Here is a 21527-nt window from a genome sequence, read left to right as displayed (position 1 = left end):
CTTTTTTACCATCTGAAAAATTTTGGATGTTTTTTTGAAGAAGCCGTGCAAGGATGCGGCCACCCAAGCCTTAAACAGAAGAGGGGCGGGCTCCGCAGGCAAGGCTCACGCCGCCCGCGGAAACCCGAAAAGATCCAATTGCGACAACAGGGCTGCAAGATGAAAAAAACCATTCTCGGTCTCTTTGCTTTCTCGATGATGTCTGCGACGGCACTGGCCGCCGACGTCAAGCCGGCGCTCATCTACGATCTCGGCGGCAAGTTCGACAAATCCTTCAACGAAGCGGCCTTCAACGGCGCAGAAAAGTTCAAGGCCGAATCGGGCATCGAATACCGCGAATTCGAGATCGCCAATGATGCCCAGCGCGAACAGGCGCTGCGCCGCTTCGCCAGCGACGGCAATAGCCCGATCGTCATGGCCGGCTTCAACTGGGCCGCATCGCTCGAAAAGATCGCTGCGGAATATCCGGATACGAAGTTCGCCATCATCGACATGGTGGTCGAGAAGCCGAACGTCAAATCGATCGTCTTCAAGGAACAGGAAGGCTCCTATCTCGTCGGCGTGCTCGCCGGGCTCGCCTCCAAGTCGAAGACTGTCGGATTCGTCGGCGGCATGGATATCCCGCTGATCCACAAATTCGCCTGCGGCTATGTCGGCGGCGCCAAGTCTGTCGGCGGAGACGTCAAGGTGCTCGAAGCCTATACGGGCACGACGCCGGACGCCTGGAACGATCCGGTCAAGGGCGGTGAAATCGCCAAGTCGCAGATCGACCAGGGCGCGGACGTCGTCTATCACGCCGCCGGCGGCACCGGCGTCGGCGTGCTTCAGGCGGCGGCGGATGCGGGCAAGCTCGGCATCGGCGTCGACTCCAACCAGAACATGCTGCAGCCGGGCAAGGTGCTGACCTCGATGCTGAAGCGAGTCGACGTCGCCGTCTATGACGCCTTCACGGCGGCTAAGGACGACAAGTTCGAGTTCGGCATCTCCAATCTCGGCCTCAAGGAGGACGGCGTCGGCTACGCGCTCGACGAGCACAACAAGCCGCTGATCACGCCGGAAATGCTCGATGCGGTGGAAAAGGTGAAGGCCGATATCATCTCCGGCAAGGTACAGGTGCACGACTACATGACGGACGAGACCTGCCCGTACTGATCGGCAAGACATTCGCAAGGCCGCCGGTTCGCAAGAGCCGGCGGCTTTTTGCTGCCCGTCTCAATAGTGCGGCGGCCGTGTCACCGGGATCGCCTCGCGCGCCTGTTCCTCGAGGGTCAGGAAACGCTCAGTCAGCCGGTCGAGCTTGGCACGCATCTGCTCGGCCACCTTCCATTGCTCGGCAAGCTGGTCGGAAAGCTCCTCGATGGTTTTTGCCTGATGCGCCACCGTTTCTTCCAAATGAACGATCCGGCTCTCCATGTCGCTCATGCGCTTCTCCATCTCTTTATTATCGACGGGCAAATTGACCAACCTGGCTGCGCCGTCAAGCATGGCAGTCAGCCCCGTGCCCCGGCTGCGACGGCGTTCACCGCGGAAAAGCCGGGATCGCGTGCCGACAGCCTCTTGTGCAGGTGCACCATCATGCCCGCGGCAAACAGCGGCGTCAGCAGGTTGATGAACGGCACGGCCAGGAAGGCCGCGATCACGAGGCCGGCAAGGAACACCGTCGCCCTGTGCTTGGCGCGGAAGAGCCGCGCCTCGGCCGGCGAGCGGTGGCGCATGGCGGCAAATTCGAAGAATTCGCGGCCGAGCAGATAGCCGTTAACCAGGAAGAAGGCGATGAGATTGATGCCCGGCACCAGCAGCAGGAAGAGCGCGACGATGTTGCCGAGAATGACGACTCCGAGGAACTTCACCGAGCTTATCATCGCCTCGGCAAGCGGCAGCGGGGTGCCCGGCGGCTCGGCCGGATAATCGCGCTTCTCGACAACCTCGGCGACATCGTCGAGAAAGAAGCCGGCGATCAGCGCTGTCACCGGAGCAAGCAGCAGCGCCAAGGCGAGAGCGAGGCCGAGGCTGGCGAAAATGCCGACGACGAACGTGATCCAGCCCGCCCATTCGGGCGTGCCGGGCATCAGCACGTCGATCCAGGGCAGCGCCAGCCAGACGAACAGCTCGCGCATAGCAAACCAGAGGGCGACGAGCGCCAGCAGCGTGAGCGCGATGACCTTCCAGAAAACCGCGCGCGTCTCGGCGGCAAAGAGATTGGCGGAGGCGAGCCGCGCCGAGTCGACGATCATGATCGATCTCCATAAAGGACAAGTGAGTTCGATGTAGGCAGCCGCGTCGCCCGGGGCAAGGCACTTGCGCCGCACTCCTTCGCGGTGCACTACGATTCAACAGGCCGGCGCTGGCAAACACCATGGACGGCGATATTCTAAAGCGGAAGCAAGTCAGGTCCGTTGCGGCGGACTGTGAACCGACCAGGGGGAAGCCATGACCCAGCACAAGACGCTCGCCAGCCTCGCTGTTCTCGTACAGTCGGGACAATTGGATTCCCTCGCGCTCACAGAGGATACGCTGACGCGGATCGAAGGACATGCGGACCAGTCGATCTTCGTCGGGCTGACGCGAGACCGCGCGGCGCGCGAGGCGAACGCGGCCTCCGAGCGGATCAAGGCCGGCCGTTCCCGCGGCCTCTTGGACGGCTTGCCGGTCGCCTGGAAGGATCTCTTCGATGTTGCCGGCAGCATCACGGCCGCAGGCTCCGTGGTGCTCAGGGACAAGGCACCGGCTTCTTCAGACGCGGCGGTCGTCGCCGCGGTCGGCAGCGCCGGCATGGTGAGCGTCGGCCGCACCAATATGAGCGAGTTCGCCTTTTCAGGGCTCGGCATCAATCCGCATTACGGCACGCCCCGCAATCCAGCCTCGACGGACGTGCACCGCATTCCCGGGGGCTCCTCGTCCGGCGCGGCCGCGGCGGTCGCCGCCGGGCTCGTGCCGCTGGCGATCGGCACCGACACCGGCGGTTCGGTGCGCATTCCGGCGGCAATGACCGGCATTGTCGGCTACAAGGCGACGCGCGGACGCTATGTGATGAAGGGCGTCTTTCCGCTCGCCCAGAGTCTCGATTCGCTGGGACCCCTCTGCCACAGCGTGCAGGACGCCGTCTGGGCGGATGCGGCCATGCACGGCCTGACGGCGCCGGTTATCCGCCGCGCCGAGCTTGCCGATCTTTCGCTCGTCATCCCGGAGACGATCGTCTTCGACGAGGCGGAGGCCGAGGTGGTCGCTGCCTTCGAGGCGGCGATCAAGAGACTCGAGGCAGCCGGCGTCCGGGTGCGGCGCCAGGCCTTCCCGAGCTTTGCCGCGATCTTCGAGCTGACTGCCCGCCACGGCGCCCTGGTGAACGCCGAAGCCTATGCGCTGCACCGCGAGCGGCTTGCCGGGCCGGATGCCGCCCGCATGGACCCGCGCGTCGTCGTCCGTACGCGCCTCGGCGAAAAAATCGCCGTCAGCGACTATATCGCCCTCCTCAACGCCCGCGACCGGTTGATCCACGCGACCCTCGAGAGCCTTAAGCCAGGCGAACTGATCGCCCATCCGACGCTGCCGCATGTGGCACCGCCGATCGACCCGCTGCTTGCCGACGACGATCTGTTCTTCAAGGTGAACGCGAAGACGCTGCGCAACACGTCGATAGGCAATTTCCTCGACTTCTGTGGCATCTCCATTCCCTGCGGCACCGGCGCCGCCGGCATGCCGGTCGGCTTCCTCATCTCTGCACCGCACCACCAGGACGACCGGCTGCTTGCCGCCGCGCTGGCGCTCGAGGCGCTGATCCGGAGCGAGGCATGATCGTCTCTTTCGATATCGGCGGGTCTGCGATCAAGGGCGCGATCACCCACTCGCCGGAGCGCATCTTCCCGCTGCCCCGCCGAACGACGCCGCTCAACGATTTCCGCCGCTTCGTCGAAACGATGGAATCGGTGCTCGACGAGGCGGGCGGCCTTCCCGATCGGGTCGCGATCTCGATCACCGGCGTCATCGACCCTGAAACGCGGCGGATCAAATGCGCCAACATACCCTGCATCGACGGCCGCGAACTGGCGGCCGAGCTCGAGGCAGCGCTGCATCTGCCCGTGGTGATCGCCAATGACGCCGACTGCTTCGCGCTCGCGGAAGCGGGGATCGGCGCCGGCCGTGGCCACCGCATCGTCTTCGGCGCGATCCTCGGCACCGGCGTCGGCGGCGGCCTGGTGGTCGACGGCAGGCTGATCAATGCCGATGGCGGCTTTGCCGGTGAATGGGGCCATGGACCGGTCGCCGCGACCCATGCGGGGCACCCGCCCATGGCCATTCCCACCTTCGACTGCGGCTGCGGCCAACGCGGCTGCGTCGACACGATCGGGGGCGCGCGCGGGCTCGAGCGCCTGCACGCGACGATCCATGGCAGGACGCTTTCCAGCCACGAAATCATTGGCGCCTGGCAGAGCGGAGAGGCCGAGGCGGCGCGGACGATCACCATTTTCGTCGACCTCGTCAGTTCGCCTCTGGCGCTCGTTGTCAACATCACCGGCGCGACGGTCGTGCCCGTCGGCGGCGGCCTCTCCAATTCCGAGGCGCTTCTTGCCGAGATCGACCAGGCGGTACGTCAACGCATCCTCCGTCGCTTCGACCGGCCGCTGGTGGTGCGCGGCGAATGCCGGGTGGAGCCGGGCCTGATCGGCGCCGCGCTGCTCGGCTTCGGAGGGCTGGGCCGATGAGCGGCATCCTGCTCGAGGTTTGCGTCGACGATGCCAGGGGCTTGTCGGCAGCGGTCGAGGGCGGCGCCGACCGCATCGAACTCTGCTCGGCACTCGCCGTGGGCGGGCTGACCCCGAGCGCCGGACTGATGGCGCTCGCGGCCCGCACACCGTTGCCGGCCTACGCGATGATCCGGCCGCGTCCCGGCGACTTCGTCTTCGACGCCGCCGAACTCGACATCATGCGGCGCGACGTCGATGCGGCGCGCAATGCGGGCCTCGCCGGCGTCGTGCTCGGTGCATCGCTGCCGGGCGGGCGGCTCGACGTGCCAACACTCGCCGACCTGACGCGCCATGCCTCCGGCCTCGGGCTGACGCTGCACCGGGCCTTCGATCTGGTGCCGGATTTCGCCGAGGCGATCTCGATCGCCGTCGCGCTCGGCTTCGAGCGCATCCTGACCTCGGGTGGCGCCAGGACCGCGCCGGAGGCGGTCGACACGCTGGCAGAGCTCGTGGAACTGTCAGACGGCCGGCTCTCGATCATGCCAGGATCCGGCGTCACCATCGATACGATCGATCGGCTCCTGCCGAGGCTTGGCGTCGCCGAGGTTCACTCGTCCTGCTCTATTCGTGAGCCAGCTACTGACAAGGGGTTAGTGGAGCTGGGCTTCGCGCCGCCGGAACGTCGCCACACGGATGCGACGACAGTCAGCGCGATGAAGGCGCGGCTGGACGCCATCCTGGCGAGACGCTGAAACGCATTGAATGTAAGGGTCAAGAGAGGCCGTTCTCTAGCGTCCGCCCCTCATCCGCCTGCCGGCACCTTCTCCCCGTTCTAACGGGGAGGAGGGACATGCCGCGCCCTCCGGTCCCCTCTCCCCGCGCGGGGAGAGGGCTAGGGTGAGGGGCACTCTGCCACTGGTGGATTGACACAACCCGCTGCATCCCGACGACACGCGTTAAGCGGTAAAGACTAGCTCTCCCCCAATCCAGGTCGACTTCACGCCGAGCTCCGGCGTCAGCAACACGAAGTCGGCGTCGGTGCCGGGCAGGAGACGGCCCTTGTGCGAAGCGATGCCCATGACGTCGGCGGGGTAGGCAGAGGCCATGCGGATAGCTTCCTCGATCGGCAGGCCGAGCTTCTCGTGCACGAAGCGGACGGAGGAGAGCATGTCGATATCGGCTCCGGCGAGAGTGCCGTCGGCTAGCGTCAGGCGCCCGTCCTTGCGCAGGATCTCGCGGCCGTTCAGGAAGAAGCTCGTCATGGCGGTGCCGATCGGCGACATGGCGTCGGTCACCAGGAAGATCTGCCCCGGTCCCCGTTTGCCGCGGAGCGCGATGCCCATCGATGCCGGGTCGACATGGAAGCCGTCGGCGATCATCCCGGCATGCAGCGTGCCGGTCGCAAGCGCGGCGCCGACGACGCCGGGCTCGCGGTGGCCGAGACCGCTCATGGCGTTGAAGAGATGCGTGACGGTTCGGGCGCCCGCCTTCGCATAGGCGCAGGCCGTTTCGAAGCCGACATCCGTGTGGCCGAGGCTGACGACGATGCCGGCTCCGGCAAGGGCGCGCACCTGTTCCTTCGTGGTGTTCTCCGGGGCTACGGTGACCATCAATGAGCCGAGCGCGTTGACGCAGGCAAGCATCTCGGCGAGATCGGCATCCTCCATCGGGCGGATCAGCGCCGGATCGTGCGCGCCCTTGCGGGCAACAGAGAGATGCGGGCCCTCCAGATGCAGGCCGAGGAAGCCGGGCATCGCCGCGGCCCTGGCCGCGACGCCGGCCTCGATCGCCTTGGTGCGCATCTCGCGCGTGTCGGTGATCAGCGTCGGCAGCAGCGCCGTCGTGCCGAATTTCGCATGCGCCGCACAGATCTGCCGGATGCCGTCGAGGGTCGGCACTTCGTTGAGCAGCGCGCCGCCGCCGCCGTTCACCTGCAGGTCGATGAAGCCCGGCACCAGCAGCAGGCCGCGGGCGTCGATCGTCTCGGCATCGCCGGGAGCGGCGCCGCTCGCGACGATACCCTTGACGTGCCCGGCCTCGATGAGAAGCGCGCATCCGTCGTGCCAGTCGATGCCGTCGAAAATCCGCGCTCCGGTGATCTTCCTTTTGCCAGTCATCGTGTCTCTGTTACCTTCTTCAGGCTCGCCGGTGCATCCGGGTTCAAGCCGCGCGAGCGCGACCAGGTTTCGACGAAGCCGTAGAACGGCAGGATCAGCGCCAGTGCGTCGGTGAGCGGGTGGCCGGTCTCGGCGAAGGGCAGGCGCTTTGCCTTTTTGGCCCGGGCCGAGGTGACATGCACCACCGCTCCCTTGGCGCTCATGCTGTCGGCGATCTCGGCGACCGAGCCCTCGGCGGCGTCGCGGGCCGCAAGCACCAGAACCGGGAAGCGGGCGCCTACGAGCGCCACCGGACCGTGCAGCACTTCCGCCGCGGAATAGGCTTCGGCATGCATGCCGGACGTCTCCTTGAACTTCAGCGCCGCTTCGCTGGCGATCGCCAATGCCGGGCCGCGGCCGAGCACATAGAGCGATTCGGCCTCGCCGAGATCGGCGGCAAAATCCTGCCAGTCGAGCTTCACCGCCTTGGCGAACTGGTTCGGCAGGTCGGCGACGGCGCGTTTCAGGCCTGCATCCCCGCTCCATTCGCCGAGAACGGCGAGGCCCGCGACAATAGAGTTAACATAGGATTTGGTCGCTGCCACGGCGATCTCGGGGCCGGCGAGAATATCGAGCGGATGGCTGCAGGCGTCGGCGATCGGCGAAGGCAGCGTGTTCGTCAGCGCGATCGAGACGGCACCGGCCTGCGTTGCGGCCTCGGCCATTGCGACGATATCCGGACTTTTGCCGGACTGCGAGATGGCGATTGCCGCCGCACCGCCGAGCTTCAGTTCGGCGCCGTAGATCGAGGCAAGCGAGGGCCCGAGCGAGGCAACCGGGCGTCCGGCCGTGAGCTCGATCGCATATTTCAGGAACAGGGCCGCGTGATCGGATGAGCCGCGGGCGATCGTCACCAGAAAGGCCGGATCCTTGGCGCGCAGTGCGGTACCGGCGGCGGCGACGGCGGCGGCCGAGCGGTCGAGCAATCGTGCGACGGCCTCAGGAATCTCGTCGATTTCTCGCCGCATGTTGGTCTGCATCATCAGGTCCTTTCCTGAATAGGTTCAGAGCGAAGAGCGAGCCGCTTACACTTTCGCCGATAAGTCGGCTCAGCTTTCAGGGATCGTCAGCTCCGCGACAAAGTCATAGGTGTCGCCCCGGTAGAGCGAGCGGGTGAATTCCACGACGCGTCCCGAAGCAAGATAGGAGACGCGCTCGATCGACAAGCCGGCCGCGCCGACGGCGACGCCGAGCATAGTCGCATCGGGGTTCTTGATGTTGCAGGCCGAGATGCGCTGCACCGCCCGCACCGGCCGGGCATGCGATTTTTCTAGCGCGGCGTACAGCGACGAGGTCACCGCCAGCGGATCGGGGACGAACTCGGCCGAAACGCAGGCGCGCTCGATGGCAAGCGGCATATCGTCGGCAAGGCGCAACCGCCCGAGGCGGGCAACCAGCGCATCGGCGGGAAGGCCGAGCGTCATCATCTCGTCGGGTGACGGATGGAAAAGCCCCCGCTCCAGCCATTCCGCGCGGGTGTTGAGGCCACGCCGAGCCATGTCCTCGGTAAAGGAGGTGAGCCGCGACAGCGACTGCTCGACGCGGGAGACCGGCCGGACGACGAAGGTGCCGGAGCCGTGGCGACGCACGAGCAGCCCGTCGCGCACCAGGTCGTCGACGGCCTTGCGGACGGTCACGCGGCTGACATTGGCGTAGTCGGCAAGGTCGCGCTCGGCGGGCAGCGCATCGCCATGATTGAGCTTGCCCGACAGGATCGCCTCTTCCAGCGATTGCCGGAGCTTGAGGTAAAGCGGGCCGGCACCGCCCGACTGGAGGCTTTCGAGCGGCAGGATGGCGGCAAGCTGCTGGTTCATAGAACCGCCTCCGGCCCAGTTCCAAAGCGGGCGGCGGCAAGGGCAACAGCTCCGGTCAGCGCGTCGGCTTCCGCCTCGACGAAGAGCGGCTGATGCCGTTCGGCCAGCCATGGCCGGTAAAGCGGCGCCAATCCGCCGAGCAGGCAGATCGTCCGGCTGCCCCTGGAGACAACGGCGTCGAGCGCCTCGTCCACGGTCGTCGCGGCCGCCATCAACAGGCGTGTCGCCACGGGATCGCCGCGCCCGGCATGGTCGAAGACACGCGGGGCGAAGCGGCCGAACTCGCCGGGCTTCGCCAGCCGCGCAAAATCGACGACGTCGCGCGGATCGTTGTTGAATTCGGAGAGGACGGAATCGGTCACCGGTGAGGCTTCGTGGATCCGGTCATAGGCAAGCAGGCTCTCCTGCAGCAGGGCATGGCCGATGCGTGCACCACTGCCGTGATCGCCGATGGTAAAGCCCCAGCCGCCGATATAGCTGACCACTTCACCCTGGCGGGCGATATAGATCGTCCCGGTTCCGAGAATGGCGACGGCCCCGTCCTTGTCGCCGAGCGCGCCCTGAAGCGCGATCAGTCCATCCGATTCGATATCGGCCGCGGCGAAGGGCAAGCGCCGCTTCACATAGTGGACGGCATCGCCGACATTATGCCCCGCGACGCCGACAATCGCACGCGCCGAGATAATGCCGCCGGGGTCCAGGCGCGCATCCTCGAATGCCGCGCGGGCGGCATCGGCAATATTCTGCAGCGCCGTTTCCGGATCGCTCAGAATATTGGCGGCACCGGATTTGCCGCGGCCCAGGATACGACCGTCCGAACCGGCGACGGCCGCCCGGCAGCTCGTCCCGCCGCCATCGATTCCGATCAGATAGGATGTCATTGGCACCTCCGCCGTCTAACATACCAAAAAAATACCATTAACCAAGCGCGATTCCATGAGCACGCCGCCATTTATGTTATATGTTTGATTTTATGGAGATATTTTTGGCGAGGCTTTTTTATTTAGGCAGATGTTAAATTTCTTCTAGACAATTGGTATTTTTTTGGCATTAATTTGGAAAAGAGGAGAACGACGCGATGCCGGCAATGAAGACCGAGGAGCGCCACGACGGAGCCAAAGGCCTGGACCTGATGGATCCGGCACTCGCGCTGCGCGTGCTCGCCTCCGGTCAGCAGGCCGCAGCCAAGGCCGTCGATGCGGCGATCGAACCGATCGCATGCGCGGCGGCACTTGCCGCAAGCATCCTTTCGGCCGGTGGCAAGCTTGCCTATGCGGGCGCCGGCAGTTCCGGCCTGATGGCCATGGCGGACGCACTCGAACTGCCGGGCACCTATGGAATCTCGCAGCAGCAGATCGTCATTCTTCTTGCCGGCGGTGCCGCGAGCCTCGGCGATCTTGCCGGCGGCTACGAGGACGACACGGAACTCGCGCGTGCCGACGTTCGCGAGGCCGGGATTACAGCCGGCGACTGCCTGGTCTCGGTTTCCGCCAGCGGCTCGACGCCCTATGCACTCGCCGCCGCCGAGGAAGCCAGGAAGTTTGGCGCCAAGGTCATCGGGATGGCCAACAATCCCGACGCGCCGCTTTTCGAGCGCGCCGATGTCGCCATCCTGCTCAAGACGCCGCCGGAGGTCATCTCCGGCTCGACGCGCATGGGCGCCGGCACGGCCCAGAAGATCGCCTTCAACATGTTCTCGACGCTGATCGGCATCCATCTCGGCCATGTGCTCGACGGCCACATGGTCAATCTCAGGGCAGACAATATCAAGCTGCACGGTCGGGCCACACGGATCGTCTCCGACATCACCGGCGTTTCTGCCGGCGAAGCCGAAAGGCTGATTGGTGCCGCCGCCGGATCGGTCAAGCTGGCGATCCTGCTCGCTTCGGGCGCGCAGGACCTGCCGGCAGCCGAAGCGGCGCTTGCCAGTGCCAATCAGAATTTGCGCCGGGCGATCGCCATCGTCTCGGCCTGAACGATAAACTGGGATCCAAACCGCGCCGTGGCGGCGCCTATAAGAGGGAGAACCTGAATGACCCGCACGACAATCAAAGGCTTGCTGCTCGCATCGAGCATTCTCGGCTCGGCCGGACTTGCGCAGGCGCAGGACGTGACGCTGACGATCGAGAGCTGGCGCAATGACGACCTGGCGATCTGGCAGGAAAAGCTGATCCCCGCCTTCGAGGCCAAGAACCCCGGCATCAAGGTGGTGTTCTCGCCGTCCGCGCCGACGGAATACAACGCCGCTCTCAACGCCAAGCTCGACGCAGGCTCGGCCGGCGACCTCATCACCTGCCGCCCGTTCGACGCATCGCTCGAACTCTACAACAAGAAGCACCTCGCCGACCTCACCGGCCTGGCGGGCATGGAGAACTTCTCCGACGTCGCCAAGTCGGCCTGGACGACCGATGACGGCAAGACGAGCTTCTGCGTGCCGATGGCCTCGGTTATCCACGGCTTCATCTACAACAAGGATGCCTTCGACCAGCTCAAGCTTGCCGTTCCGACGACCGAAGAGGAGTTTTTCGCTGCCCTCGACAAGATCAAGGCGGACGGCAACTACATCCCGATGGCGATGGGGACTAAGGACCTCTGGGAAGCTGCGACCATGGGCTACCAGAACATCGGCCCCAACTATTGGAAGGGTGAGGAAGGCCGCCTGGCGCTGATCAAGGGAGAGCAGAAGCTGACCGATGACGCTTGGGTCGAACCCTACCGCGTGCTCGCCAAGTGGAAAGACTATCTCGGTGACGGCTTCGAGGCCCAGACCTATCCGGACAGCCAGAATCTCTTCACGCTCGGCCGCGCCGCGATCTATCCGGCCGGCTCCTGGGAAATCGCCGGCTTCAACACTCAGGCGCAGTTCAAGATGGGCGCCTTCCCGCCCCCGGTGAAGAAGGCCGGGGACAGCTGCTATATCTCCGACCACAACGACATCGGCATCGGCCTCAATGCCAAGAGCCCGAATGCGGATGCCGCCAAGACCTTCCTGACCTGGGTCGCCTCGCCGGAATTCGCGGAAATTTACGCCAATGCGCTTCCCGGCTTCTTCAGCCTGAACTCGACGGCGGTGAAGATGACCGACCCGTTGGCGCAGGAATTCGTCGCCTGGCGCGAGAAGTGCAAGTCGACGATCCGCTCGACCTATCAGATCCTGTCGCGCGGCACGCCGAACCTCGAAAACGAGACCTGGGTGGCATCGGCCAACGTCATCAACGGCACCAGCACGCCGGAAGATGCCGCCAAGAAGCTGCAGGAAGGCCTCGACAGCTGGTACAAGCCGGCCAAGTAAGATCGAAAATGGGGCGCGTGGCCGGGCCGGCCGCGCGCTTTCCGACGCCCGCGCGAACCGCGCGGCACACGACGCCGCAGATACCGGAGCCAGGCCGGGACAGGCGCAGACCGACAGCCGGCTTTTGCCGGAGACCACGAGAGCTTTTGATGAAGCACGTGGCGGCATGGAATGCGGCATTTCGAGCGAAATGGGGCTGCGCTCATAGAGTCAGCCATTAAGGACGGGCCAGAGGCCGATGAAACCACGCGAAACCACAATGGAAGTCGGCGAGCTCAAGCGCCCGCGGCGCTGGCACATCCTCGTCTTTCTGCTGCCGGCGCTCATCGTCTACACGGCGGTGATGATCCTGCCGCTGATCGAGACACTGCGGCAGTCCTTCTACAACACGGTCGACGGCCAATATACCTTCGTCGGCTTGGGCAATTTCAAGGTGCTGTTCGGCGACCCGCGCTGGGCGGCGGATTTCTGGAACGCGCTCCGCAACAACTTCGTCTTCTTCCTGATCCACATGGCGGTGCAGAACCCGATCGGCATTGCGCTTGCCGCCATGCTGTCGATCCCGAAGCTGCGCTTCAGCGCCTTCTACCGCACGGCGATCTTCCTGCCGACGCTCTTGTCCTTCGTCATCGTCGGCTTCATCTGGAAGCTGATCCTCTCGCCGATCTGGGGCGTGGCGCCCTTTCTCATGGATCTGGTCGGCCTCAAATGGCTGTTCGCTCCCTGGCTCGGCCGGCCCGATTCGGCGCTGATCGCCGTCTCGCTGATTTCGGTCTGGCAATATGTCGGCATCCCGATGATGCTCATCTATGCGGCTCTGCTCAACATTCCCGACGAGGTGATAGAGGCGGCGGAACTCGACGGCGTTACCGGCTGGAGCCAATTCTGGAAGATCAAGCTGCCCTTGATCCTGCCGGCGATCGGCATCGTCTCGATCCTGACCTTCGTCGGCAACTTCAACGCCTTCGACCTGATCTACACGGTGCAGGGCGCGCTTGCCGGCCCGGACGGCTCGACGGACATCCTCGGCACGCTGCTCTACCGCACCTTCTTCGGTTTCCAGCTTCAGCTCGGCGACCGCTCGATGGGCGCGACGATCGCGGCGATCATGTTCCTGATCATTCTCGCCGGCGTCTCGCTCTATCTCTTCGTCATCCAGCGCCGCATGCGCCGCTACCAGTTCTGAGGAGACCGGGATGTCGAAAGCAAGAACCTCCTTCGCCCGCACCGGCGCCGTCCATTTCGCGCTGATCGCCTATACGCTGGTGGCGCTGTTTCCGGTGTTCCTGACGATCGCCAATTCGTTCAAGAGCCGCAATGCGATCTTCCGCGAGCCGCTGGCGATCCCGACGCCCGAGAGCTTCAGTCTGATCGGCTACGAAACGGTGCTGAAGCAAGGCGACTTCATCGGCTATTTCCAGAACAGCGTCATCGTCACCGTCGTGTCGATCGCCCTGGTGCTGCTCTTCGGTGCCATGGCCGCCTTCGCGCTGTCTGAATATCGCTTCCGCGGCAATACGCTGATGGGCCTCTATCTGGCGCTCGGCATCATGATCCCGATCCGCCTCGGCACGGTGGCGATCCTGCAGGGCATGGTGGCGACGAACCTCGTCAACACGCTGACGGCGCTGATCCTCGTCTATACGGCGCAGGGCCTGCCGCTCGCCGTCTTCATCCTGTCGGAATTCATGCGCACCGTCTCGGACGATCTGAAGAATGCCGGCCGGGTCGACGGGCTATCGGAGTATGCGATCTTCTTCCGGCTGGTGCTGCCGCTGGTGCGGCCGGCCATGGCAACGGTCGCCGTCTTCACCATGATCCCGATCTGGAACGACCTGTGGTTCCCGCTGATCCTGGCACCGGCCGAAACCACCAAAACCGTCACGCTCGGCTCGCAGATCTTCATCGGCCAGTTCGTCACCAACTGGAACGCGGTCCTCTCGGCGCTGTCGCTGGCGATCTTCCCTGTCCTCGTCCTCTACGTCATCTTCTCGCGGCAGTTGATCCGCGGCATCACGGCAGGAGCGGTCAAATGAGTTCTTCCGCAAATCCGATCCGCGTGCTCGTCGCGGGCCTCGGTAATATGGGCCGCAGCCATGCGCTGGCGTATCACGAGAATCCCGGCTTCGAGATCGCCGGCCTGGTCAACCGCTCGAAGGTGGAATTGCCGGAAGCGCTTGCCGGTTACGAGATCCTGCCCTCGTTCAACGAGGCGCTGCTCGAACTCCGGCCGGAGCTCTGCTCGATCAACACCTATTCGGACAGCCACGCGGCCTATGCGGTCACCGCCATGGAGGCCGGCTGCCACGTCTTCCTGGAGAAGCCGCTGGCGACGACGGTCGCCGATGCGGAGCGGGTCGTCGCCTGCGCCCGGGCGAACGGCCGCAAGCTCATCGTCGGCTACATCCTGCGCCACCATCCCTCCTGGATGCGGCTGATCGCCGAGGCGCGCAAGCTCGGGCCTCCCTATGTTTTCCGCATGAACCTGAACCAGCAGTCGAGCGGGGCGACCTGGGCGACGCACAAGTCGCTGATGCAGACGACGGCGCCGATCGTCGATTGCGGCGTTCACTATGTCGACGTCATGTGCCAGATCACCGACGCGAAACCCGTCGAGGTACGCGGCATGGGCCTGCGGCTCTCCAATGAGATCGCCGCCGACATGTACAATTACGGCCACCTGCAGGTGATCTTCGAGGACGGTTCGGTCGGCTGGTACGAGGCCGGCTGGGGACCGATGATCTCGGAGACTGCTTTTTTCGTGAAGGACGTGATCTCGCCGAACGGGTCGGTGTCGATTGTCATGGATCAGGCCGCCAAGTCGGACGACATCGACGTCCACACCAAGACCGCGGTCATCCGCCTGCACAGTGCGGCGACCGGGCCGGACGGACGTTTTGTCAAGGCCGACGAGGACCTCGTTATGGAGGGCGAACCGGGCCATCAGGAGCTCTGCGACAGCGAGCAGGCCTTCGTGCTCAAGGCCATTCGCGAAAACATCAATCTCGACCGGCACATGGACGATGCGGTGCAATCGCTGAAGATCTGCCTGGCGGCGGACGAAAGCGTTCGCAGCGGCAGGCCGGTCAAGCTTTAATTTGAAGAGGGCGACACGTGGGATCACTGCAACTCCAATCCATCCGCAAGGCCTATGGCGGCCATGAGGTGCTGAAGGGCATCGACCTCGAGGTGAAGGACGGCGAATTCGTCATCTTCGTCGGCCCGTCGGGCTGCGGAAAGTCGACCCTGCTCCGCACCATCGCCGGTCTCGAGGATGCGACCTCCGGCAGCGTGCAGATCGACGGCGTCGAGGTCGGCCATGTGGCGCCGGCCAAACGCGGCATCGCCATGGTCTTCCAGTCCTACGCGCTTTACCCGCACCTGACGGTGAAGGACAATATGGGCCTGGGCTTAAAGCAGGCAGGCGTGCCGAAACCCGAGATCGAGGAGAAGGTCGGCAAGGCGGCCGGCATGCTGTCGCTAGAGCCCTATCTCGCCCGCCGTCCGGCGGAGCTTTCAGGCGGCCAGCGCCAGCGCGTCGCGATCGGCCGGGCCATCGTGCGCGAGCCGAAGCTGTTCCTCTTCGACGAGCCGCTGTCGAACCTCGATGCGGCGCTGCGCGTCAACACGCGCCTCGAAATCGCCCGGCTGCACCGCAGCCTTAAGGCGACGATGATCTATGTCACCCACGACCAGGTCGAGGCGATGACGCTCGCCGACAAGATAGTGGTGCTGAACGGCGGACGCATCGAGCAGGTCGGCTCGCCGATGGAGCTCTATAACCGGCCCGCCAATCTCTTCGTCGCCGGCTTCATCGGCTCGCCGCAGATGAACTTCATCGACGGCGAGCGGTTCGGCGACGGCGAGGCCAAGACCGTCGGCATTCGCCCCGAACATATCGGCCTGTCGCGCGAGAGCGGCAAATGGAAGGCGAAGGTGATCCATGTCGAGCATCTCGGCGCCGACACCATCGTCTATCTCGAATCCGACGAGGTCGGGCCGCTGACGGTGCGGCTCTTCGGCGAACACCGCTACGCGGCCGACGACATCGTCCATGCCACCCCGGTGATCGGCGGCATGCACCGCTTCGACAGCGAGGGGCGGGTGATCAATTCCGGGCAGTAGGCGCAATCCAAGTTACGCTCCAAAGCGGCTCGGAGTTCAAGAGGGAGGGGCATGCGATACCGCGCTCGCCCCGTTCATGCGGGTCCGCATTCTCGGGGGCCTAAGACGACATTGGCGTGGCAGCAGATGCGTGCCCCTCCTGGGGAGGGTCGCTCTGAAGCAATCACACATGCGTGATCAACCAAGGGCCGAAGCGACGAAGAGCCTGGGGCAATTGGCTTTTCTGCGGTTCCCCGCCTGTCGCCCCAGGCGGTTGCACTGCGCCCGAAATTAACATACATTCCTGTTTGTATATTAGCTTTCCGGTATCTTCCTTCGATTCCGGCTCCGCTTCATCTCCCTGACGGACCGCGCGGCAGGCGCCGCGAGACGGTCCCTTTGCATATTGGACATTGCGATGCATATGACCCGACCGATACTGGCCGCCTCGCTGACAGCCGTGCTGCTTCTCGCCGGCTGCCAGAAGAACGACGAGCAGGCCGCGGCCCCGGCTTTTCCTCCGGCGGCGGTCGCCGTTTTCACGACCGCGGCGGAGCCTTTGCCGATCACCAACGAGCTGCCCGGCCGCATCACGCCGACGCGGATCGCCGAGGTTCGGCCGCGCGTTACCGGCATCGTCGTCGAACGGGTGTTCGAGCAGGGCACGATGGTCAAGGAAGGCGACGTGCTCTACCGGATCGACTCGGCGCCGTTCCAGGTCAAGGTCGACAGCGCCGAGGCGACGCTGCAGCGGGCAATTGCCGTGCGCGACCAGGCCAAGCAGACCGCCGACCGGCAGTCGCGGCTGAAGGAGGCGCAGGTCGCGGCCGTCCAGCAATATGACGACGCGATCGCGACGCTCGCCCAGGCCGAGGCCGACATCGGCATTGCCGAGGCGGGCCTCGCGGAGGCGAAGCTCAACCTCCAATACGCCAATGTGACTGCGCCGATCAGCGGCCGCATCGGCCGGGCGTTGATCACCGAAGGTGCGCTGGTCAGCGCGAGCGACACACAGAACCTCGCAACCATTCAGCAGCTCGATCCCGTCTATGCCGACTTCACCCAGTCGGCGACCGACCTCATCCGTCTGCGCAAGGCGCTTCAGGACGGCCAGCTGATCAGCGGCAAGAACGAGGCGGAGGTGCAGCTCATCCTCGACGACGGCACGCCCTATGGGTTGAAGGGCCGGCTGCTCTTCTCCGAGGCGGCGGTCGACGCGACCACCGGCCAGGTGACGCTGCGCGGCGAATTTCCCAACCCCAACAACGATCTGCTGCCGGGCATGTATGTGCGCGTGCAGATCCAGCAGGGGCTGGAAAAGGACGCGATTACCGTCCCGCAGCAGGCGGTGCAGCGCAACAATGCCGGCCAGTCCCAGGTCTATGTCGTGACCGCCGACAAGAAGGTCGAGTTCCGCAACGTCACGCTCGGGCGAACCGTCGGCGAGCGCTGGCAGGTTACCGCGGGCCTCAAGGCCGGTGAGAAGGTCATCGTCGAAGGCTTCCAGAAGATCGGCCCCGGCGCTCCCGTCGAACCCACCGATTGGAAGCCGGGCGCCAAGCCGGGAACCGAACAGCAGAGTGCCGCGGCCGCCGGCGACAAGTCCGCCACCGCAGTGAAGTGAGAGCCTACCCATGCCCAGCTTTTTCATCGACAGGCCGATCTTTGCCTGGGTGGTGGCGATCTTCATCATGGTCGCCGGCATCATTGCGATCCCGCTCCTGCCCGTGTCGCAATATCCGGACGTCGCGCCGCCGCAGATCTCGATCAACACCACCTATCCCGGCGCCTCGTCGCAGGACACCTATCAGAGCGTCACGCGGCTGATCGAGGATGAGCTGAACGGCGTCGAGGGCCTGCTGTACTTCGAATCGACCTCGAGCGCCTCGGGCTCCGTCGAGATCAATGCGACCTTCGAGCCGGGCACCGACCCCAGCCAGGCCTCGGTCGACATCCAGAACCGGGTGCAACGCGTCGAGCCGCGGCTGCCCGATTCGGTGAAGCAGCAGGGCGTCCAGGTGGACGAGGCCGGCTCCGGCTTCCTTCTGATCATCTCGCTGACCTCGACCGATGGGTCGATGGACGCGATCGGTCTCGGCGACTATCTGAGCCGCAACGTCTTGAGCGAAATCCAGCGTGTCCAGGGCGTCGGCCGCGCCCAGATGTTCGCGACCGAGCGCTCGATGCGCGTCTGGCTCGATCCGGACAAGATGCTCGGCCTCAACCTGACCGCCGCCGACGTGACCGCGGCCATCCAGGCGCAGAACGCCCAGATCGCTTCGGGCTCGATCGGCGCCCAGCCGAACCCGATCACCCAGCAGATCAGCGCCCCCGTGGTGATCAAGGGCCAGCTTTCCTCGCCGGAGGAATTCGGCGCCATCGTGCTTCGCGCCAATGCCGACGGCTCCGCCGTCCGGCTGCGCGACGTCGCCCGCATCGAAATCGGCGGCGAGAGCTATTCCTTCTCGACCCGCCTCAACGGCAAGCCCTCGGCCGCCATCGCCGTGCAGCTCTCGCCGAGCGGCAATGCGATCTCGACCTCGCAGGCGATCAAGGCGCGCATGGACGAGCTCGCCGAGTTCTTCCCGCCGGGGCTCGAATATTCAATCCCCTACGACACCTCGCCCTTCGTCGCCGTCTCGATCCAGAAGGTGGTGGAGACGCTCGTCGAAGCCATGGTGCTCGTCTTCCTGGTGATGTTCCTGTTCCTGCAGAACATCCGCTACACGATCATCCCGACGCTGGTCGTGCCGGTCGCCCTGCTCGGCACCTGCGCGGTCATGCTGGCGATGGGGTTCTCGATCAACGTCTTGACCATGTTCGGCATGGTGCTGGCGATCGGCATTCTCGTCGACGATGCGATCATCGTCGTCGAGAACGTCGAGCGCATCATGTCGGAGGAAGGGCTGACGCCGAAGGAGGCGACCCGCAAGGCGATGAAGCAGATCACCGGCGCGGTGATCGGCATCACCCTGGTGCTCGCCTCGGTGTTCATTCCGATGGCCTTCTTCCCGGGTGCCGTCGGTGTGATCTATCGCCAGTTCTCGCTGACCATGGTCGTTTCGATCCTGTTCTCGGCCTTCCTCGCCCTGTCGCTGACGCCGGCGCTCTGCGCGAGCTTCCTGAAGCAGGTCCCTAAGGGCCATCATCACGCCAAGCGCGGCTTCTTCGGCTGGTTCAACCGCAGCTTCGACCGGACCTCGCGCGGCTATACCGGCATGGTCGGACACCTGGTGACGCGCACCGGCCGCTTCATGATCATCTACCTCGCACTGCTCGGCGGCCTCGCCTGGGCCTTCATGCAGCTCCCCTCGTCCTTCCTGCCGGACGAGGACCAGGGCTTCGTCATCGTCATGATGCAGCTGCCGTCGGAAGCGACCGGAAACCGGACGACCGAGGTCATCCAACAGGCGGAGCATATCTTCGGCCAGGAGAAGGCGGTCGACACGATCGTCGCCATCAACGGCTTCTCCTTCTTCGGCACCGGCCAGAATGCGGGGCTTGCCTTCGTGACGCTCAAGGACTGGAGCGAGCGCGATGCGGACAACGCGGCGCAGTCGATCGCCGGCCGTGCGACGATGGCGATGAGCCAGATCAAGGACGCGATCAGCTTCGCGCTGTCGCCGCCGGCAATCCAGGGCCTCGGCACGACCGGCGGCTTCTCCTTTCGGCTGCAGGACCGCGCCGGGCTCGGCGAAGCGGCGCTGGCTGAGGCACGCGACCAGCTTCTCGGTCTTGCCGCCCAGAGCAAGGTGGTGACGGGCGTTCGCTTCGAGGGCATGCCGGACGCGGCCCAGGTCAGCGTCAACATCGACCGCGAGAAGGCCAACACCTTCGGCGTGACCTTTGCCGACATCAACTCGACGATATCGACCAATCTCGGCTCGTCCTATGTCAACGACTTCCCGAATGCCGGCCGCATGCAGCGCGTGACGGTGCAGGCGGACGAGAACGAGCGCATGCAGACGGCCGATCTCCTGAACCTCAATGTCCGCAACTCGAACGGCGGCATGGTGCCGCTGTCGGCCTTTGCCAATATCGAATGGGTCAAGGCACCGACGCAGACGGTCGGCTACAATGGCTATCCGGCGGTCCGCATCAGCGGCGAGGCGGCTCCGGGCTACTCCTCCGGCGATGCGATCACCGAGATGGAGCGGCTGGTGGCTGAGCTTCCGCCAGGCTTCGGCTATGAATGGACCGGACAATCGCTGCAGGAGATCCAGTCAGGCTCACAGGCACCGCTGTTGATCGCGCTCTCCTGCCTGCTCGTCTTCCTGTGCCTTGCGGCGCTCTACGAGAGCTGGTCGATCCCCGTCTCGGTCATCATGGTCGTGCCGCTCGGCGTCATCGGCGCGGTGCTGGCGGTGATGATGCGCGACATGCCGAATGACGTCTACTTCAAGGTCGGCCTGATCGCGATCATCGGGCTTTCGGCGAAGAACGCCATCCTGATCATCGAGTTCGCCAAGGAGCTGCGCGAGCAGGGCAAGCCGCTGATCGAGGCGACGCTCGAAGCCGTGCATCTGCGCTTCCGCCCGATCCTGATGACCTCGCTCGCCTTCACCCTCGGCGTCTTGCCGCTCGCGATCGCGACGGGCGCGAGTTCCGGCAGCCAACGCGCCATCGGCACCGGCGTCATGGGCGGGATGATCTCGGCAACGGTGCTGGCGATCTTCTTCGTGCCGGTGTTCTTCGTGTTCGTCATGAAGATCTTCGGGTGGAGAAAAGCAAGGGGCGCGGCACCTGTGGCCGCATCCGAGAGTGCCACACCCGCCGAGTAAGCGTATCAACGGCCCGCCCCTCACCGGCGGGCCGTCCAGCAAGGAGAATGACATGCGCCGAACCAAGGCCGATGCCGAGGAAACCCGAAAGAAGATCCTGAGCGCCGCCGAGCGCGTCTTTTACAAGAAGGGTGTTTCGGGCACGACCCTCGACAAGGTTGCCAGCGAAGCGGGCGTGACCCGCGGCGCCATCTACTGGCATTTCGCCAACAAGACCGATCTTTTCCTGGCGCTCTACGATGCGGTGCCTTTGCCGCAGGAAGACATGATCGCCCGCGAGATCGAGACCGAGGCCTCCGACACGCTGGCGATCGTCGAGGCAGCGACCGGCGACTGGCTCGAAATGCTTGCGGTAGACGAGCAGCGCCAGCGCGTGCTCGCAATCATGCTCCGGTGCGACTACGACAATGAAATGTCCGCCGTGCTCGACCGCCAGAAGGAGATGAAGGAGCGCCACACCGCCATGCTCGAACTCGCCTTTGCCCGCGCGCTCGAGCGCGGGCAATTGCGCGACAACTGGACGCCGACTTCCGCCGTCCGCACGTTGCACTGGATGATGACGGGCCTCTGTACCGAATGGCTGCTCTTCGGCCGCCGTTTCGATCTCGCAGCCGAGGGGCGCGACGCCCTCAAGCGCCTCTTCGCCAGCTTCCGGCAGACTCTTCCCGCCCAGTCCGCCGCCTGAAGCGAACAGAAAC

General features: G+C 64.9%; 19 protein-coding genes. 13 read left to right on the top strand and 6 right to left on the bottom strand.

Annotated elements, in window-relative coordinates; translation table 11 throughout:
* Positions 1–159: 159 nt before the first annotated feature.
* Complete coding sequence (locus SS05631_RS18600; protein ID WP_037422496.1) at positions 160–1152, top strand: BMP family ABC transporter substrate-binding protein; 993 nt, start codon at positions 160–162, stop codon at positions 1150–1152.
* 60 nt (positions 1153–1212) lie between these two features.
* Here the strand turns inward: SS05631_RS18600 and SS05631_RS18595 are convergent, their stop codons facing one another.
* Together SS05631_RS18595 and SS05631_RS18590 are read right to left on the bottom strand one after the other, a co-directional pair.
* Positions 1213–1422, bottom strand: coding sequence for a SlyX family protein (locus tag SS05631_RS18595; RefSeq protein WP_037422499.1), 210 nt, complete (start codon positions 1420–1422; stop codon positions 1213–1215).
* 68 nt (positions 1423–1490) lie between these two features.
* Positions 1491–2234, bottom strand: a complete 744-nt coding sequence (locus SS05631_RS18590; RefSeq protein WP_037422502.1) for a sulfate transporter family protein — start codon at positions 2232–2234, stop codon at positions 1491–1493.
* Positions 2235–2430: 196 nt separating this feature from the next.
* On the opposite strand from SS05631_RS18590, the gene SS05631_RS18585 reads away from it, so the two are divergent.
* The 3 genes from SS05631_RS18585 to SS05631_RS18575 are packed head-to-tail and all read left to right on the top strand — an operon-like array spanning position 2431 to position 5434.
* Complete coding sequence (locus tag SS05631_RS18585) at positions 2431–3792, top strand: amidase (RefSeq protein WP_037422505.1); 1362 nt, start codon at positions 2431–2433, stop codon at positions 3790–3792.
* Complete coding sequence (locus SS05631_RS18580; RefSeq protein WP_037422508.1) at positions 3789–4700, top strand: ROK family protein; 912 nt, start codon at positions 3789–3791, stop codon at positions 4698–4700. The genes SS05631_RS18585 and SS05631_RS18580 overlap by 4 nt, the downstream gene beginning before the upstream one ends.
* Entirely contained in the window at positions 4697–5434 is a 738-nt protein-coding gene (locus SS05631_RS18575; protein ID WP_037422511.1) for a copper homeostasis protein CutC, read from the top strand. Before SS05631_RS18580 ends, SS05631_RS18575 begins: the two co-directional genes overlap by 4 nt.
* Positions 5435–5638: 204 nt before the next feature.
* On the opposite strand, the gene nagA is transcribed toward SS05631_RS18575, so the two are convergent.
* The 4 genes from nagA to SS05631_RS18555 form a co-directional block, all read right to left on the bottom strand.
* The gene (nagA, locus tag SS05631_RS18570; RefSeq protein ID WP_037422513.1) at positions 5639–6799 is read right to left on the bottom strand and encodes an N-acetylglucosamine-6-phosphate deacetylase; all 1161 of its coding nucleotides are present in this window, start codon (positions 6797–6799) and stop codon (positions 5639–5641) included.
* Positions 6796–7818, bottom strand: a complete 1023-nt coding sequence (locus SS05631_RS18565) for an SIS domain-containing protein (protein ID WP_037422603.1) — start codon at positions 7816–7818, stop codon at positions 6796–6798. Before SS05631_RS18565 ends, nagA begins: the two co-directional genes overlap by 4 nt.
* A gap of 69 nt (positions 7819–7887) precedes the next feature.
* A complete protein-coding gene (locus tag SS05631_RS18560; protein ID WP_037422515.1) occupies positions 7888–8652 on the bottom strand; it encodes a GntR family transcriptional regulator in 765 nt (254 codons plus the stop codon).
* Positions 8649–9533, bottom strand: coding sequence for an N-acetylglucosamine kinase (locus tag SS05631_RS18555; RefSeq protein ID WP_037422518.1), 885 nt, complete (start codon positions 9531–9533; stop codon positions 8649–8651). Before SS05631_RS18555 ends, SS05631_RS18560 begins: the two co-directional genes overlap by 4 nt.
* A gap of 197 nt (positions 9534–9730) precedes the next feature.
* On the opposite strand from SS05631_RS18555, the gene SS05631_RS18550 reads away from it, so the two are divergent.
* From SS05631_RS18550 to SS05631_RS18510, 9 genes are all read left to right on the top strand, one after another.
* Positions 9731–10627, top strand: a complete 897-nt coding sequence (locus tag SS05631_RS18550) for an N-acetylmuramic acid 6-phosphate etherase (protein ID WP_037422521.1) — start codon at positions 9731–9733, stop codon at positions 10625–10627.
* A gap of 57 nt (positions 10628–10684) precedes the next feature.
* Positions 10685–11944 carry an ABC transporter substrate-binding protein gene (locus tag SS05631_RS18545; RefSeq protein WP_037422523.1) on the top strand — a complete coding sequence of 420 codons (1260 nt, stop codon included), beginning with the start codon at positions 10685–10687 and terminating at the stop codon, positions 11942–11944.
* 238 nt (positions 11945–12182) lie between these two features.
* Positions 12183–13130, top strand: coding sequence for a sugar ABC transporter permease (locus tag SS05631_RS18540; RefSeq protein WP_037422526.1), 948 nt, complete (start codon positions 12183–12185; stop codon positions 13128–13130).
* 10 nt (positions 13131–13140) lie between these two features.
* Positions 13141–13980: a carbohydrate ABC transporter permease gene (locus tag SS05631_RS18535; protein WP_037422529.1), complete on the top strand. Its 840-nt coding sequence runs from the start codon at positions 13141–13143 to the stop codon at positions 13978–13980.
* Positions 13977–15041 (top strand): Gfo/Idh/MocA family oxidoreductase, encoded by a 1065-nt coding sequence (locus SS05631_RS18530; RefSeq protein ID WP_037422532.1) that lies wholly within the window; start codon positions 13977–13979, stop codon positions 15039–15041. The genes SS05631_RS18535 and SS05631_RS18530 overlap by 4 nt, the downstream gene beginning before the upstream one ends.
* A gap of 17 nt (positions 15042–15058) precedes the next feature.
* Positions 15059–16069: an ATP-binding cassette domain-containing protein gene (locus SS05631_RS18525; protein WP_037422535.1), complete on the top strand. Its 1011-nt coding sequence runs from the start codon at positions 15059–15061 to the stop codon at positions 16067–16069.
* A 397-nt stretch (positions 16070–16466) separates the two neighbouring features.
* Positions 16467–17672 carry an efflux RND transporter periplasmic adaptor subunit gene (locus SS05631_RS18520; protein WP_037422606.1) on the top strand — a complete coding sequence of 402 codons (1206 nt, stop codon included), beginning with the start codon at positions 16467–16469 and terminating at the stop codon, positions 17670–17672.
* Between the two features lie 10 nt (positions 17673–17682).
* The gene (locus SS05631_RS18515) at positions 17683–20829 is read left to right on the top strand and encodes an efflux RND transporter permease subunit (protein ID WP_037422538.1); all 3147 of its coding nucleotides are present in this window, start codon (positions 17683–17685) and stop codon (positions 20827–20829) included.
* 52 nt (positions 20830–20881) lie between these two features.
* The gene (locus SS05631_RS18510) at positions 20882–21514 is read left to right on the top strand and encodes a TetR family transcriptional regulator (RefSeq protein WP_037422541.1); all 633 of its coding nucleotides are present in this window, start codon (positions 20882–20884) and stop codon (positions 21512–21514) included.
* The last annotated feature ends 13 nt before the right edge of the window (positions 21515–21527 follow it).

The sequence above is a fragment of the Sinorhizobium sp. CCBAU 05631 genome, assembly GCF_002288505.1.
Classification (GTDB): domain Bacteria; phylum Pseudomonadota; class Alphaproteobacteria; order Rhizobiales; family Rhizobiaceae; genus Sinorhizobium; species Sinorhizobium fredii_C.
This window is presented reverse-complemented; position numbering and strand designations above follow the sequence as displayed.

Bases quoted from the DNA above. Each gene is read 5' to 3' on its own strand.
- SS05631_RS18600 (WP_037422496.1), top strand. From the start codon at position 160: ATGAAAAAAACCATTCTCGGTCTCTTTGCTTTCTCGATGATGTCTGCG.
- SS05631_RS18595 (WP_037422499.1), bottom strand. From the start codon at position 1,422: ATGAGCGACATGGAGAGCCGGATCGTTCATTTGGAAGAAACGGTGGCG.
- SS05631_RS18590 (WP_037422502.1), bottom strand. From the start codon at position 2,234: ATGATCGTCGACTCGGCGCGGCTCGCCTCCGCCAATCTCTTTGCCGCC.
- SS05631_RS18585 (WP_037422505.1), top strand. From the start codon at position 2,431: ATGACCCAGCACAAGACGCTCGCCAGCCTCGCTGTTCTCGTACAGTCG.
- SS05631_RS18580 (WP_037422508.1), top strand. From the start codon at position 3,789: ATGATCGTCTCTTTCGATATCGGCGGGTCTGCGATCAAGGGCGCGATC.
- SS05631_RS18575 (WP_037422511.1), top strand. From the start codon at position 4,697: ATGAGCGGCATCCTGCTCGAGGTTTGCGTCGACGATGCCAGGGGCTTG.
- nagA (WP_037422513.1), bottom strand. From the start codon at position 6,799: ATGACTGGCAAAAGGAAGATCACCGGAGCGCGGATTTTCGACGGCATC.
- SS05631_RS18565 (WP_037422603.1), bottom strand. From the start codon at position 7,818: ATGCAGACCAACATGCGGCGAGAAATCGACGAGATTCCTGAGGCCGTC.
- SS05631_RS18560 (WP_037422515.1), bottom strand. From the start codon at position 8,652: ATGAACCAGCAGCTTGCCGCCATCCTGCCGCTCGAAAGCCTCCAGTCG.
- SS05631_RS18555 (WP_037422518.1), bottom strand. From the start codon at position 9,533: ATGACATCCTATCTGATCGGAATCGATGGCGGCGGGACGAGCTGCCGG.
- SS05631_RS18550 (WP_037422521.1), top strand. From the start codon at position 9,731: ATGCCGGCAATGAAGACCGAGGAGCGCCACGACGGAGCCAAAGGCCTG.
- SS05631_RS18545 (WP_037422523.1), top strand. From the start codon at position 10,685: ATGACCCGCACGACAATCAAAGGCTTGCTGCTCGCATCGAGCATTCTC.
- SS05631_RS18540 (WP_037422526.1), top strand. From the start codon at position 12,183: ATGAAACCACGCGAAACCACAATGGAAGTCGGCGAGCTCAAGCGCCCG.
- SS05631_RS18535 (WP_037422529.1), top strand. From the start codon at position 13,141: ATGTCGAAAGCAAGAACCTCCTTCGCCCGCACCGGCGCCGTCCATTTC.
- SS05631_RS18530 (WP_037422532.1), top strand. From the start codon at position 13,977: ATGAGTTCTTCCGCAAATCCGATCCGCGTGCTCGTCGCGGGCCTCGGT.
- SS05631_RS18520 (WP_037422606.1), top strand. From the start codon at position 16,467: ATGCATATGACCCGACCGATACTGGCCGCCTCGCTGACAGCCGTGCTG.
- SS05631_RS18515 (WP_037422538.1), top strand. From the start codon at position 17,683: ATGCCCAGCTTTTTCATCGACAGGCCGATCTTTGCCTGGGTGGTGGCG.
- SS05631_RS18510 (WP_037422541.1), top strand. From the start codon at position 20,882: ATGCGCCGAACCAAGGCCGATGCCGAGGAAACCCGAAAGAAGATCCTG.